This window comes from Thermus sp. (assembly GCF_056332225.1).
In genome coordinates, this window is sequence record NZ_JBWGQW010000040.1 from 1 (window position 1) to 14135 (window position 14135).

At 69.1% G+C, this 14135-nt stretch carries 15 protein-coding genes; 12 read left to right on the forward strand and 3 right to left on the reverse strand.

From position 1 onward, the window contains the following. Window positions 1-113: 113 nt before the first annotated feature. From AC01Y6_RS07740 to AC01Y6_RS07750, 3 genes are all read right to left on the reverse strand, one after another. Window positions 114-404 (reverse strand): hypothetical protein, encoded by a 291-nt coding sequence (locus AC01Y6_RS07740; protein WP_476670992.1) that lies wholly within the window; start codon window positions 402-404, stop codon window positions 114-116. A gap of 116 nt (window positions 405-520) precedes the next feature. Beyond that, window positions 521-1702 carry a hypothetical protein gene (locus AC01Y6_RS07745; RefSeq protein WP_476670993.1) on the reverse strand — a complete coding sequence of 394 codons (1182 nt, stop codon included), beginning with the start codon at window positions 1700-1702 and terminating at the stop codon, window positions 521-523. After that, the gene (locus AC01Y6_RS07750) at window positions 1699-3093 is read right to left on the reverse strand and encodes a hypothetical protein (protein WP_476670994.1); all 1395 of its coding nucleotides are present in this window, start codon (window positions 3091-3093) and stop codon (window positions 1699-1701) included. The genes AC01Y6_RS07745 and AC01Y6_RS07750 overlap by 4 nt, the downstream gene beginning before the upstream one ends. A gap of 289 nt (window positions 3094-3382) precedes the next feature. On the opposite strand from AC01Y6_RS07750, the gene AC01Y6_RS07755 reads away from it, so the two are divergent. The 12 genes from AC01Y6_RS07755 to AC01Y6_RS07810 all read left to right on the forward strand — a co-directional run bounded on the left by AC01Y6_RS07755 (window position 3383) and on the right by AC01Y6_RS07810 (window position 13837). Continuing rightward, window positions 3383-4126: a sugar phosphate isomerase/epimerase family protein gene (locus tag AC01Y6_RS07755; RefSeq protein WP_347241223.1), complete on the forward strand. Its 744-nt coding sequence runs from the start codon at window positions 3383-3385 to the stop codon at window positions 4124-4126. Window positions 4127-4283: 157 nt separating this feature from the next. After that, entirely contained in the window at window positions 4284-4934 is a 651-nt protein-coding gene (locus AC01Y6_RS07760; protein WP_476670996.1) for a hypothetical protein, read from the forward strand. An 85-nt stretch (window positions 4935-5019) separates the two neighbouring features. Then, window positions 5020-5922: a carbohydrate ABC transporter permease gene (locus AC01Y6_RS07765; protein ID WP_428721591.1), complete on the forward strand. Its 903-nt coding sequence runs from the start codon at window positions 5020-5022 to the stop codon at window positions 5920-5922. After that, the gene (locus tag AC01Y6_RS07770; protein ID WP_347240517.1) at window positions 5915-6730 is read left to right on the forward strand and encodes a carbohydrate ABC transporter permease; all 816 of its coding nucleotides are present in this window, start codon (window positions 5915-5917) and stop codon (window positions 6728-6730) included. The genes AC01Y6_RS07765 and AC01Y6_RS07770 overlap by 8 nt, the downstream gene beginning before the upstream one ends. Before the next feature lie 8 nt (window positions 6731-6738). After that, window positions 6739-8046, forward strand: a complete 1308-nt coding sequence (locus AC01Y6_RS07775; RefSeq protein WP_476670997.1) for an ABC transporter substrate-binding protein — start codon at window positions 6739-6741, stop codon at window positions 8044-8046. Window positions 8047-8120: 74 nt separating this feature from the next. Continuing rightward, a complete protein-coding gene (gene surE / locus AC01Y6_RS07780) occupies window positions 8121-8855 on the forward strand; it encodes a 5'/3'-nucleotidase SurE (protein ID WP_347240515.1) in 735 nt (244 codons plus the stop codon). Then, entirely contained in the window at window positions 8848-9570 is a 723-nt protein-coding gene (locus AC01Y6_RS07785) for a glycosyltransferase family 2 protein (RefSeq protein ID WP_428716372.1), read from the forward strand. Before surE ends, AC01Y6_RS07785 begins: the two co-directional genes overlap by 8 nt. A gap of 199 nt (window positions 9571-9769) precedes the next feature. Next, a complete protein-coding gene (locus AC01Y6_RS07790; protein ID WP_476670999.1) occupies window positions 9770-10951 on the forward strand; it encodes a hypothetical protein in 1182 nt (393 codons plus the stop codon). Continuing rightward, complete coding sequence (locus tag AC01Y6_RS07795; RefSeq protein WP_347240512.1) at window positions 10948-11379, forward strand: hypothetical protein; 432 nt, start codon at window positions 10948-10950, stop codon at window positions 11377-11379. The genes AC01Y6_RS07790 and AC01Y6_RS07795 overlap by 4 nt, the downstream gene beginning before the upstream one ends. Then, window positions 11376-12248 (forward strand): metal ABC transporter substrate-binding protein, encoded by an 873-nt coding sequence (locus AC01Y6_RS07800; protein ID WP_428720262.1) that lies wholly within the window; start codon window positions 11376-11378, stop codon window positions 12246-12248. The genes AC01Y6_RS07795 and AC01Y6_RS07800 overlap by 4 nt, the downstream gene beginning before the upstream one ends. Before the next feature lie 3 nt (window positions 12249-12251). Beyond that, window positions 12252-13421: a hypothetical protein gene (locus AC01Y6_RS07805; protein WP_428720263.1), complete on the forward strand. Its 1170-nt coding sequence runs from the start codon at window positions 12252-12254 to the stop codon at window positions 13419-13421. Window positions 13422-13435: 14 nt separating this feature from the next. Next, a complete protein-coding gene (locus AC01Y6_RS07810; RefSeq protein WP_476671001.1) occupies window positions 13436-13837 on the forward strand; it encodes a SaoD/DsrE family protein in 402 nt (133 codons plus the stop codon). The last annotated feature ends 298 nt before the right edge of the window (window positions 13838-14135 follow it).

Consider the following 14135-nt stretch of genomic DNA (forward strand, 5'->3'; position numbering starts at 1 on the left):
CCATGCCCTGGGTCTGGGACCGCCGGGGGGAGGGGGTGAAGGTTTATGCGGGGTATGCGGGAGGTGCAAGTTTTGAGGTAGGGGGTTCTTTAGGGGGAGCGCCCGTTCAAGCTTCAGGGCCCCCGCCTCGAGACCAGGGCCGGGGCGAAGCGCGGCAGGGGGAACCACTTGCCCCGGCCGTCCGGGCAGTCCCCGTTTGGGCCCCGGTCGGTGAGGCCCACGAAGCGCCCGCCCCCAAGGTAAGCCAGGCCCGAACCCAAGGAGGGTAGTGCCTCCGTGGGCCAGTCCGCCCTCAGGGCCCGCTCCACCTCCCCGGGGGTGAGATGGGGGTTGAGCGCCCGAACGGGCGTGGGGGGAAGGGGGTAAACCCCCACCACCGCCTGGGCCAAGGCCAGGGAGCCCAATAGCCTCTAAAACATAGGCCACCTGGGCCCGATGGATTCAAGCCCAGGCGTGTAGCCCTTACGGGATCGTTTTTACGGTATCCCCGCGCTGGCGCGGACCAGCGCGGGGGATCGTATCACAGGTTGCGCAGGACCACGTAAAGCCCCACGGCGAAGTAGAAGGCAAACCACCCCACGAGGAGCCTCACCCCTAGGTCGCCAAAGCGCTCCACCCGAGGGGTGGGGTCGCCCCCCTTAGGCCCGGCACCCGAGGCGTAGAGGACCTGGGCCAGGTAGACGATGACGGGAATGGCCGCCAGGGCGGTGACCACGAAGAAGAGAATGGAGCCCCAGTCCCAGACGAAGGGGTAAGCCCAGACGCTGTACCCTAGGCGCCCCCAGGCGCCCGCCCGCATGGCCTCCCGCACCAGCCCCACCAGGAGGAGGGCCCCCAAGTAGAGGCCCAAGGTACCCAAAGCTCCCTCCTTGGTGGCCCGGGAGGCGTGGAGGTAAAAAACCCCTCCCACCACCAAGGCCATCAGGGCCAAAAGCAGGGCGAAGCCCAGCTCCCTTCCCTGGGTAAAGGCCCAGAGCAGGCCGAAGCCCGCGAAGAGGATGCCTCCCAGGCGCAGGGCACCCTGTCCTATGCGTTCCACGAAGGCGAGGAAGGTGGCGGGCACGTCCTCGCGCCTGCGGAAGTACCAGGCGAAGAGGTGAAGCATCACTCCTAGGGATAGGGCGGCCTGGCCGAAGAGCAGAGCGGCGAAGCGGGAGAGGTTATAGCCGTGGAAGCGGGTACCGCTCGTGTCCGCTACCCCTCCCGGGGCGTACCACTCCAGGAAGCGGGAGGGGTAGAGGCCCGCGCTGGACAGGCTGTGCATGGTGAAGCCCGCCAGGAGGAGGAGCGCCAGGCTCACGTAACCCACCCCCGCCACGTTGCCCCTGAGGTAGAGGACGTAGAGCAGGAGGTAGCCCAGGGCCACCACGGGGATGAAGAGGGTGGTCCATAAGCCCATCAGGGTGGTGGCGCTGTACCAGGCGGGGTCGTAGATCACCTGCACAAAGAGGAGGGGGGCGATGCCCATGGTGATGCCGAGGCCCGTGGCCTGGACGGCGAGGCGCACGGCCACCCGGGCGAGCCTCTGCCAGTTCTCCTCGGGACGCCGAAGACCGTAAAGCCCCAGGATAAGGCTCCCTATGGCCGTGGTGACGAAGAAGATGTGTAGCACGTAAGTGACCACCAGGAGGATTTCCACCAGCCCCGGGTGCACCGGGCTCCCCAGAGGGTCGCGCATGGCGAGAAGGGCTTCCGGCTTCATTGACCACCTCCTTGCGCCTTAGCACCGTAGTATTCACGCACGAACTTTTCCAGGTAAGCCGCCATGAAGTCCCGTTCCTCCGGCGTGCCCACCACGGGATGCATGTAGGGGAAGCCGCCTATGGCCTCGAGGTAGGCGCGGATCTGTTCCTTGCTCGTCATTCCCCGCCGGGCAAACATGACCGCGAGAGGACGCATCCCCCCGAGGAAGGCGGTCTGGCGGCTCACGGTGTGGCAGCTGGAGCACTGCAAGGCCACCAGGGACCGGCCCGCCTCCACCGGGTCCACCCCCCCGCCTCCCGCCGAGGCCGCCGCCTTGGCCCCCGGGGCCACGGAGAAGGGCAGGTGCTTGAGCACCCCCTCCTGGTTGAGAAGGGGTTCCTCGGCCTTCAGCCCCCTGGCGGGGAGGTCCACGTACCGGATCTGGTTAGAGGCCATGTAGCCGTAGATGATGTCGGGCTTGCGGAGGACCTCCCGCGTCCTTTCGGCGCCGAAGAGGCCCAGGAAAGCCAGGGCCAGGGCGCCGTAGGCCAACACGGGATGGGCCGCCAGGTTAGGCCGGACCAGGGCTACAACCAGGAGCAGGAAGGTGGCCAGGACCCCCACCGCCATCTTGGCAAAGAACACCGGCTGGATGGCCTGCGGCACCCTAAGGAGCGTCTTGGCGTGCTCGTGCAGGCTGGGCACGTACCAGAGGAGAACCAGCCCCACGCCCACCAGGAGCCCCACCAGACCAACACGCCCCGCCAGGGGCACCACCTCCTTCCTGGCCGGGTGGTCCTTGGGTAGGCTTCCCGCCACCAGGAGGGCGTATAGGGCCGTGAGGGCGAACATGAGGCCGAAGCGGGCGAAGAGCATGGGCCAGAAGGTGGGGTTGTAAAAGGCGTCCAGGCTCAAGCCGCTCTGCATCCAGGCTCCCGGGGTCAGCTTGAAGCCTAGGATGCCCACGATGATGGCCAAGGTGCCGCTGGCCGCCAGGGCCAGGATGAGGCCGATGCGGGCGTGCGTTCTGGGGTTCACCCGGCCGAAGGTGTAGTAGTAGACGGCGATGCCGAAGACGTCGATGATGAACCAGAACCACTCCGCGGCCCAGTAGAAGACGAAGTTGTGGATGAGGGTGGAGATGCCCCGGGGGTTGCTGGCGGTGACGGAGAACCAGATGCCCACCCCAAACATGGCCCCCACGGTGTAGGCCAGCATGAGAAGCCTTAGGGCCGAGGCCTTGAGGTAGTCCATGAGGTACGGCTTATCTTCCAAGAGCGCCTTGCGCTCCACCCACCAGTTGAACCAGGTGGCAGCCACGGTGACGTGGGAGAAGAGGACGTGGGCCACGGCCACGATGGCCACCAGGAAGGCGGAGTGGAAGAGGAACCCTTCCCAAACCGGATACACGATAACCTCCTTTCTAGGGCTCAGCCCCTGGGGGTATGACCAATGAAGGACCGGGGCAAGCCCTACAAGGATGAGTTTCAGGGGGAGGGCAGGGACATGTGTCCTTCGCGACGGCGAAGGTGTGCTCTAGACTGCAAACTCCCGGTGCTCCCTTCCGCCCACCCCGGAGAAGGAGCCCATTGGGTAGCGCAAAACTTGCTCCTGCCCCACGGCCTCCGAGGAAGCAGAAGCGATAAGGCCTACGGGTTGACCAGGCTCTGACACTCCCCGGCCACGATGAGGGCTGGACATGGACGTGCGGCTTGCCCTGCCCCTGTCGCGGACCGAGGAGGCCCTCCCCCGCCTAGACGCCCTGGGTCTTGGGGCCGAGGTCTACCTGGACCCGGCCCTCCTGGAAGAGGACGGCCTCTTCCAGGCCCGCCCCCCGGTGCCCCTCTCCGCCCACCTCCCCTTCTGGAACCTGGACCTGCTCTCCCCGGACCCCGAGGTCCGGGGCCTCACCCTGAGGCGCCTCCTCTTCGGGCTGGACCGGGCGGCGGAGCTTGGGGCGGACCGGGCCGTCCTGCACTCCGGCATCCCCCACGGGCGGACCCCGGAGGAAGCCCTCTCCCGGGCCGAGCCCCTCGCCGAGGCCCTGGGCCCCCTGGTGCGCCGGGCCCGCGCCTTGGGGGTGCGCCTCCTCCTGGAGAACACCCACGAGCCCAACCCCGAGGCCCTAACCCCCGTACTGGAGGCCCACGGGGGCGCTTTGGGCTTCTGCTTTGACGCCGCCCACGCCCGGGTCTTCAGCCGCACCCCCGACCCCGCCCCCTGGCTCGCCCTGCTCCCTGAGCACCTCCACCTGAACGACACCGACGGGATCTACGACCGCCACTGGGGCCTGGGCCAGGGGGTGCTGGACCACGGGGCCTGGCTCGGCCCCTTCCTGGACCGGCCCCTGGTGCTGGAGGTGCGGGAGGGCCTCGAGGCCTCCCTCGCCTTCCTCAAACGCCTTCAGGGGGCCTTGGAAGGCCAGGGGGCCCTTTTGGGGTGAAGCCTTGGCCAGGAGAAAGGCGAAGGAACCCCAAAGGCGCCTTTCCCGAAGCCCCCACGGGGGCTTACCCGGCACGAGGTGGACCCACCGCTTGCCATACCCAACCCTAGTAGGGTATGCTTGGAGCGGGACGCAAGTCCCTTTTGGGAGGTGGACCATGAGGCAGCGCACCGGCTGGTTGCTCCTGGCGGCGGTTTCGGCCCTTGGCGGCGCCCAGGCTCAGGGCCTTACCCTGGGAGAGCACCTGGTTCTAAGGGGCTATACCGGGCAGGCCTTCGGTAAGGCCATGGCCGAGGTCCTGGGCCTGAAGAGCGTCCACGTCCTCACCAACAACACCTCCATCTGCGCCGCCCTGGTGGGGGCCATGGGGGCGGGCTACCTGGACGCGGAGGGCAAGCGGCGCATGGCGGTCACGGTCCTGCCGAGCCCCGCCGAAGTGCCTCCCCTCACCCCCAAGGAGGAGGCCGTGGCCCTCATCTTCGGCGGCCAGGCCACCCCGGAGACCAACTACGGCCTCACCCTGGAGTCCCTCAGGTCCTTGGCCAAGGCCAACTACCCCGGGGCCCTCTTCTTCCACCTCCGCATCTGGGCCCCGGGCTTCGTGGGTAAGGCGGCCCAGGAAGACGCCGAGGTGGGGCGCTACCTCGCGGCCAAGGGGAACCTTTACGCCGTCACCGCCGACCTGAACGCCAAGGTGGTGCGGCTTTGGCAGGTGGCGGTGAAGGACGGGAAGCAGACGGCCGTCAAGGAACTCGGCGCTGTTCCCCTGAACCCCGCCTGGGAGGACCTCCTCCGCCGCTCCCTCTAAGGAGGCCTCACTCCACCCCGGGGCCAGGCCCCGGGGGTTTCTTTATGACCCTCTCCTGACGAAGAGCCCCTAGGGTGGCCTCAGCATGGCCGTGGCCCTGAGCAAAGCCCAACGCCGCGGAAGGCGCGCCTCCCTCGAGGCCCTCCCCTTCCTCCTCCCCGCCTACGGGCTCTTCCTCCTCTTCATGGTCCTGCCCGTCCTCCAGGCCATTTGGCTTTCCCTCCACCGGGAAAACCTCTTCGGCCGGGGGCGGGCCTGGGCGGGCCTCGCCAACTACCAGGAGGCCCTCTCCCGCCCGGAGTTCTGGAAGAGCGCCCTCCTCACCCTGAAGTTCGCCCTCATGGTGGCCCCCTTGGAGCTCCTCCTGGGCCTTCTGGCCGCCCTCCTGGTGTGGCGCCCCTACCCCGGGGTGGCCCTCTTCCGCACCCTCTTCTTCCTCACCACCGCCGTGCCCACCGCCGTGGCCGCCGTGGCCTGGGGCTGGTTCCTCCACCCCGTGGGCGGGTGGGCCAACCGCGCCCTGGCCTCCCTCGGCCTTCCCCCCCAGCCCTGGCTCACCTCCCCCGAGCTCGCCCTCCCCACCCTGGCGGTGGTCACGGCCTGGGCGGGGGTGGGCTTCACCGCCATCCTCCTCACCGCCGGGCTCCAGAGCATCCCCGAGGAGGTCCTGGAGGCCGCCACCGTGGACGGGGCCGGGCCCTTAACCCGCTTCTTCCGCATCACCCTCCCCCTCCTCTCCCCCACCCTCTTCCTGGTGGGCCTCCTGGTGGTGCTCCGTAGCCTCACCGCCTTCGGCCAGATCCACCTCCTCACCCGGGGCGGCCCGGCGGAGAGCTCCACGGTCCTCATCTACCGGGTGTACCAGGACGCCTTCTTCAACTTCCAGGTGCCCCTCGCGGCCTCTGAGGCCCTCCTCCTCTTCCTGGTCCTCCTCCTCCTGGCGGGCCTCCAGTTTTGGCTCCTGGGCCGGAAGGTGCACTATGCGTAGCCTCAGGAAGCTCCTTCCCACCTACCTCCTGGCGGGCCTCTACGCCCTGCTCCTGACCCTTCCCCTCCTCACCCTCCTCTCCGCCAGCCTGCGGAGCGAGGCCGACCTCTACGCCCCGGGCCTCCTCCCTCCCCAACCCACCCTCGAGGCCTACCGGGAAGCCCTGGCCCGCTACCCTCTCTTCCGCTTCCTCCTGAATAGCCTCCTCGTCTCCACCGCCGTCACCTTAGGGGTGCTGGCCACGAGCCTCCTCGCCGCCTACGCCCTCACCCGGATGCGCTTCCGGGGGCGGGAGGCCCTCTTCGGCCTCGCCGTGGCCCTCCTCCTGGTGCCGGGGGAGGCCACCTTCCTCCCCCTCTACCTCCTGGTGGACCGCCTGGGGTGGCTGGACACCTACCCCGCCCTCACCGTGCCCTTCCTGGCAAGCCCCCTCGGGGTCTTCCTCCTGCGCCAGTTCCTCAGGACCATCCCCGAGGACTACTTTGACGCCGCCCGCATAGACGGGGCGGGCCACTTCCAGATGCTCCGCCACGTGGCCCTGCCCCTGGCCCTCCCGGCCCTGGGGGCCCTGGCGGCCCTCACCTTCATCGGCACCTGGAACATGTACCTCTGGCCCCTGGTGGTCACCAAAAGCCGGGAGATGCAGACGGCCCAGATCGCGGTGAGCTTCATCCTCAACGAGGAGGTGGCCCGCTGGAACGTGGTGGCCGCCGGGGCCATCCTGGTCCTTCTCCCCACCCTCATAGCCTTCCTGCTCGCCCAGAGGGCCTTCGTGCGGGGCATCGCCCTGGGCGGGCTGAAGGGATAGGAGGCGGTATGCGGAAAAGCATCGGTACGGCTCTCTTTCTCGCCCTCGTCCTAGGGGGGGCCCAGGCCCAGCGCGTGACCGTGGAGTTCTGGCACTCCATGGGCGGGGTCCTGGGCGAGGCCACGGAGGCCCTGGTGAAGGAGTTCAACGCCAGCCAGAACCGGGTGCAGGTCAAGGCCCAGTACGTGGGGAGCTACGACGACGGGATCAACAAGCTCCTCGCGGCCCTGAGGGCGGGGCGGGGCTACCCCCACGTCATCCAGGTTTATGATATCGGGGCCCGCATCATGGCCGACTCGGGAGCGGTGGTGCCGCTAGAGGACCTGGCCCGCAAGGAGGGCTTTGACCTGGAGCGCTTCCTGCCCCAGCCCCGCAACTACTACACGGTGGAGGGGAAGCTCTTCGGCCTCCCCTTCAACTCCTCCAACCCCATCCTCTACTTCAACATGGCCGCCTTCCAGGAAGCGGGGATCCCCTTCCAGCCCACCTGGAGCCTCAAGGACCTGGAGGAGGCGGCCCGCAAGCTCACCAAGAAGGACGCCCAAGGGCGCACGGTGCGCTACGGGCTTTCCATCCCCATTGACTCCTGGTTCGTGGAGCAGATCTCCTACAACTCGGGCTACACCTTCTGCAACAACGAGAACGGCCGCAAGGCCCGGGCCACGGCGGTGACCTTTGACAACCCGGCGGCCGTGGCCTTCCTGGACATGTACGCCCGGCTGGTGCGGGAGGGCGTGGCGGCCAACACCGGGCGCAACTGGGCGGACTCCCAGAGCCTCTTCGCCCAGGGGCAGGCGGCCATCGCCGCCTACTCCACGGCGAGCCTCACCGGGGTCCTGCGCCAGATCGGGGGGCGCTTCCCCTTGCGCACGGCCTACTACCCCTTCCTCAAGGGGCGGAACGGCGTGGCCATCGGCGGGGCGGCCCTCTACGTGCTCAAGGGCTTCCCCGAGGCGGAAACCCAGGGGGCCTGGGCCTTCGTCCGCTTCCTCCTGGAGCCCAAGACCCAGGCCAAGTGGCACCTGGCCACCGGGTACTTCCCCGTGGTGAAGGGGGTCGCCGAGCTCCCCGAGGTGCGCCAGGCCCACGTGCGCCAGCCCAACTACACCACCGCCATCCAGCAGCTCCTCACCAGCAAGGTGAACGCCGAAAGCGCGGGCTGCCTCATGGGCGCTTTCCCCGAGATCCGCCAGTACGTCCAGGCGGCCTGGGAGGAGATCCTGAAGGGCAAGGCCGCAGGGGAGGCCCTCAAGGAGGCCAAGGCCAAGGCGGACGCCGCCCTGGAGCGCTACAACCGGAGCGTGGCGGCCCGCTAGGGTCATAGGGCCAGGGCCGGGGCAAGGGCCCCGGCCCTGACCCCTTTCTGACAGGGGAGGGCTAGGGTGAGGGCATGCGGATCCTGGTGACCAACGACGACGGCATCTACAGCCCAGGCCTCTGGGCTTTGGCCGAGGCGGCAAGCCGCTTCGGGGAGGTCTTCGTGGCCGCCCCGGACACGGAGCAGAGCGCCACGGGCCACGCCATCACCATCGCCCACCCGGTGCGGGCCTACCCCCACCCCGCGCCCCTTTCCACCCCCCAGTTCCCCGCCTACCGGGTCCGGGGCACCCCCGCCGACTGCGTGGCCCTGGGCCTCCACCTCTTTGGCGGCGCGGACCTCGTGCTTTCGGGGGTGAACCTCGGGAGCAACCTGGGGCACGAGATCTGGCACTCCGGGACCGTGGCCGCGGCCAAGCAGGGGCGGCTCTTCGGGCTTTCGGCCGCGGCCTTCAGCGTGCGGCTCAACGGGGAGGCTCCGGACTTCCAGGCCCTCAGGCCCTGGCTCCTCCGCACCTTGGAGACCCTCCTCCGGCTGGAGAGGCCCTTCCTGGTGAACGTGAACTTCCCCTTGAGGCCCAAGGGCTTCCTCTGGACCCGCCAGTCGGTGCGGGCCTACGAGGGGGTGGTGGTGCCGGGGGAGGACCCCATGGGCCGCCCCTTCTACTGGTTCGCCGCCAAGCCCCGGGCCGAGGCCGAGGAGGGCACGGACCGCTGGGCGGTGGACCAGGGCTTCATCGCCGCCACCCCCCTCCGGCTGGACCTCACCGACGAGGCCCGCCTCCAGCCCGTTTTGGCCGATGATTAGCGTCCTCATCCCCACCAAGGGGAGGCCCCACCTCCTCCGCGAGGCCTTAGGCTCCCTCCTCCGCCAGACCTTCCCCCACTTTGAGGCCCTGGTGGTGGACGACGGGGATGGGGAGGGCCTCGAGGCGGTGGCCTCCTGGGAAGACCCCCGCTTCCGGGCCTTCCCGAACCCGGGGCGGGGCCAGGTGGAGGCGCGCCAGAAGGCCCTGGAAATGGCCCAGGGGGAGGTGGTCCTCTTCCTGGACGACGACGACCTCCTCCTGGACCCCGCCTACCTCTACCGGGTCCAGCGGGCCCTGGACCGAAAGGAGGCCGTGGTCTACGGGGAGGGGGTGCTCCTCCTCCCCGGCGAGGAGGTGCCCTTCCGCCCCGGGGAGGTGGGGGAAGGGCTCCTAAAGGACAACCTCCTTCTGGCCTCGGGGACGGCCCTCAGGAAGAAGACCCTCTTGGACCTCGGCGGCCTGGACCCGGCGATGGGGGACTACTGGGACTGGGACCTCTGGCTTCGGGCCTACCGGGTGGGACTTCCCTTCCGCTACCTGAAGGGGCGGAACCTGGGAGTGAGGGTCCACGGGACCAACCAGAGCTACGGGGCCAGGCGGGAGGAGCGGGCCTTTTACCTGGAAAGGCTTCGGGCCAAACACGGCCTTGGCCCCCTGGTCCTCAAGGACCACCTCTCCCTGGCCCTGGCGGCGCTCAGCGCGGCGGGCGGCTGAGGGGCGGGTTCGGGTCCGCCGGGGCCACCTCCAGGCGTGGACAAGAGCCCCACCCCCAGGTCACCCGCAGGGTGTAGCCCGCCCAAAAGGGGTAGGGCGCCATAGGCGCGGCAAGGGGGCAAGCCCTGCCCCGTAGCCCTCCCGGTTGACTTGACTTTAGTGAAAATGCTATGTCATTATCGTTCCCCGGAGGTGCGCTATGCCAAGACCGCAGTTGGCCCTCTTTCTAGGACTGGCCCTCCTCCCCGTTCTGGCCCACGGTACCGTACCGGAGCAGGAGGAGGCTTTCCCGGCGGAGGCAAGGCTTTTCGCCCTGGACAACGGCCCCCAGGGAAGCCGCCTCCTCTCCCTGGACCTGCCCGAGGGAAAGGTGGTGGCCGAGCTCTCCCTGCCCCCCAAGGGCATGAGCCTGGTGGCCACTCCCTCGGGCCGCTACCTCCTGGTCGCCCGCGGCCGGGACACGGACCGGCAGTGGCTCACCGTGGTCTGGACCGGAAAGGAGGAGGGGCGCTGGAGCCGGCCCGTGGTGGCCAAGAGCCTCCTCCTCGGTAAGGGCTGGAACATTGGCCACGGGAGCGAGCCCTACACCCACAGGGGGCGCCTCCTGGCCTTCTCCGAGAGGACCGCCGAGGCCCTTCTTTTCGGGGAGGAGGCCCTCTCTCCCGAGGCCGCCTTCCTCCACGAGCGGGTCCGCCTCCCGAACCCCGACCACTACCACCTGGTGGAGGCCCCCGAGGGCACTTACCTCACCCTCCTCGCCCGGGGGCAGGTGGTCCTCTACCCCAAGGGCCTGGGCGGGGAGGAGGCGGGGCGGTTCCCCTGCCCCGTGGAGCACGGGGAGGCCTTCCACCCGGGGACGGGGCGGAGCTTCTTCGCCTGCGCCCGGGACGTGCTGGTCCTGGAGGGGGGAAGGGAGCGGGCCCGCCTCCCCTACCCCGTGGCCGGGGAGCGGATCGGGGCCTTCCTGGAAGGGGAAGGGGTCTTCTTCGGCTACTCCGACGGGGTGCGGCACCTCCACCGCCTGGACCCCGCGGGCCTTACCCTTGTCCCCATCGCCCTCGAGGGCGTCTTCCTTAGGGGAGCCTCGGACGGCCGGAGGCTCTATGTCCTCCTCACGGAAGGCACCCTCCAGGTGCGGGAGGCGAAGGAGGGCAGGCTCCTCCTCAAGGTGCGGGTCTCCCCAAGGCCTTTCCCGGAGATGGACGAGGACACGGGTGGGGCCATCTACCCCGACCTCGCCCTCTGGCCCGAGCGAGGCCTCGCCTACGTGAGCCTGCCCCACCTGGGGCTGGTGGCGGAGGTGGACGTGGCCAAGGGCAGGGTGGTGCGCTACCTCCGCACCGGGGGAAGCCCCACCCGCCTCGCCTTGGTGCGGCCATGAACCCCATGCCCGTGGTCATGTACCTCATGGGTTTGGACGCGGAGCACGGCCTCCTGGAGGCGCTTGGGTTTGCCAAGCGGCCCCACCCCCAGGGCGTGGGCTCCAGCCTCTACCTGGGGGAGGAGGCGGTGCTCCACTCCACGGGAATCTGGTACCGGGGGGTCCTCTACCACCGGCCCAAGGAGCGCTTCTACCGGGCCTTCCTTCCCCCCTACCCGCCGGAGGTCCACCCTGGGGCCGAGCCCCTTCCCTTCGCCGAGGGCCTCGCCCACCTCCTCCCCTTCCTGCGGGGCTACGAGGCCCGGGTGGCGGCCCTGCGGGGGGAGGGGCGGGGCCGATTCCTGAGGCGGCTTCCCCCTGGGGCGAGGAGGCACGTGAAGGACTGGAAGGCCTTCTTCCCTGAGGAAGAGGGAGGAGCTGGCGAATGAAGCGCGTTGTAGGCTTAGCCCTCGCCCTCTTGGGGCTGGCCTGGGCCCAGGCCCCGGTGGTGACCACCACGGCCGTCTTGGCCAGCCTCGCCCAGGAGGTGGCGGGGCGACGGATCGGGGTGGAAAGCGTGGTCCCGCCCGGGGCCGACCCCCACGCCTTTGACCTCAGGCCCTCCACCGCCCTGCAGCTCTCCCGGGCGAGGCTCCTCATCGCCAACGGGCTCGGCCTCGAGCCCTACCTCCCCAAGCTCAGGGCCCTCCTGCCCCCGGGGGCGCGGGTGGTGGAGCTTGCCCCGGCCATGCCCGACCCCATTTGTGGCCTCTTGGGGCTTAAGGAGAAGGGGGTCCACCTCCACGGGGACTGCGACCCCCACATGTGGCTGGACCCCACCTACGGGGTGCGCTACGCCGAGGTCATCGCCTCTGAGCTTGCCCGCCTCTTTCCGGGGGAAGAGGCCAACTTCCAGAAGAACCTGGCCGGCTTCCGGGAAAGGGCCCTCGAGGAGGACAGGGCCCTGGGGGCTTGCCTGCAGGGGCGCAGGTTGCGGGTGGTGGTGGCCCACCTCTCCCTCTCCTACCTGGCCCGCCGCTACGGCCTGGAGGTGGTGGGGGTCTTGCGGGACGCCCTGGGGCAGGACATGGGGGTTCGCGGCCGCATCGCCCTTCTCCAGGAAGCCAGCCTCAAGGGGGTGGACCTGGTGGTGGCCGAGCCCCAGTACGACCCCGCTCCCCTAAGGCGCCTGGCCGAGGAGCTTGGGGCCAGGCTGGTGGTGCTCTATACCGATGCCCTGGACCGGAGGGTGCCCACCTACTTGGACCTCCTCCGGTGGAACCGGGAAAGGCTCTGCGAGGTAGCGCAAAGGAGGTAAGGTATGCGGAAAGGTTGGGTAGGCGCGCTTTTGGGTTTGGTCTTGGCTTTGGCCTTGGCCGAGGGCCAAGAGGACCACGGGCACGGCGGCGAGAAGCTCTACACCCGGGTGGCGGTGGCGGACGCCGAAAAGCCGGTGGTGGCCGTGTACGACGAGGAGGGGAAGGAGCTTGGCCGCTTCACGGTGCCTTCCCCCGCGGCCCTCTACTCCTTGCCCGGTGGCCAGTACGTTCTCATGGTGCACCGGGACGGGGACGCGGTGGGCTTCCTTTACGGAGGACTGGACCTCGAGGACCACGGGGAGCATAAGGACGTCAAGCCGAAAAACCCCTACGTGGCGGCCACCCTGCGCACGGGCCCCAAGCCCACCCACGCCCACGTGGGGGAACCCTGGCTTGCCGTCTTCCACGACGGCGACGGGACCGTGGCCCTCTTTGACCTGCGCAGGCTTGGCCTGGACCTCACCCCTAGGCTCGTCGCCACCGGGGGAGCGGACCACGGGGCCGTGGTCCTCCTGGGGGAGACCCTCCTGGTGGGGACTCTGGAAGGGGGGAGGGTGGAGGCCTACACCCTTGGGGGAACCCGGGTCCTCGCCCTTCCCGAGGCCTGCCCCAGGCTTCACGGGGAGGCCGTTCTGGGAGAGGTGGCCGCCTTCGGTTGCGCCGATGGGGTCCTCCTGGTGGAGCAAAGGGGCCGGGGCCTCGTAGGGCGCAAGTTGCCCTACCCTCCCGGCAGTCCCCAGGGAGCCCGGGTGGGCGTCCTCGCTTCCCACCCCGCCCACCCCTTCCTGGTGGGGAACTTCGGACAGGGGCTGCTCTTCGTTTTTCCCAAGGAGGGGCGCCTGGAAGCCCTTCCTCTTCCCGCAAGGCCTCTGGCCTTCGCCTTTGACCCCGACGGGAAAGCCCTCTACGTCCTCACCGCGGACGGCCGCCTCCACCGCCTAGACCCCAAGGAGCGGCGGGTGGTGGCGAGCCTGGAGGCGGTGAGCCCGGAAGCCCAGGGCGCGCCCACGGCGAGGATGGCTGTGGGCCACGGGGTGGCCTTCGTCACCGATCCCGTAAGGGGGGAGGTGGTCCGGGTAGAACTGGATCGCTTCCAGGTTTCTGGCCGCTTCTCCGTGGGAGGCAAGCCCATGAACATCGCCCTCTTCCAGGTGGAGGGCGTGGAGCACTAGGAGGAGGCGCAAAGATGCGGGTGGCCTACGTCCTTTCAAGTCCCAGGGCCGCGAGCCACAAGCTCGCCCAGATGATCCTGCCCCAGCTGGAGGCCGGGGTCCACGGGGCGGAGGTGGCGGGGATCTTCTTCTTTGACGACAACGTCCTGGTCCTGCAGAAGGGGAACCCCATCGGGGAGAGGCTCGCCAAGGTGGCCAAGGAGAGGGGGATCCTCCTCATGATGTGCGACCTCTGCGCCCTGGAGCGGGGCCTCGCCCAGGGGGAGCCCCGCTGGTGCACCCCGGAAGGGGAGGGGCGCACCACCCCCGGGGACTGCCGGGTGGCGGCCCACGTGGTGGAGGGGGTGGAGGTGGGGTGCTTCCCCGACCTGTACCGGGCCCTCGAGGGGCGGGTGGACCAGGTGGTCACCCTTTAGCCTAGGCCCTTCTGGCGCTACCTCCACGCCCGCAAGGGGTTTCCCTGACGGGAAACTGGACTTACGCGGTGTTGAAGATCCCCGATAAAATGGGCCTCAAGATGTTTCCCTACGGGAAAGCAACCGATGACTAGGGAGGCCCAATGAAGCTGCTTCCCCCATGGGGAACACCTTGCGGATACCACAGCCTGTTCTGCGCGCTCTAAGCGTCCATGCATTAACTCAAAACTTGCACCTCCCGCATACCCCGCATAAACCTTCACCCCCTCCCCCCGGCGGTCCCAGACCCAGGGCATGG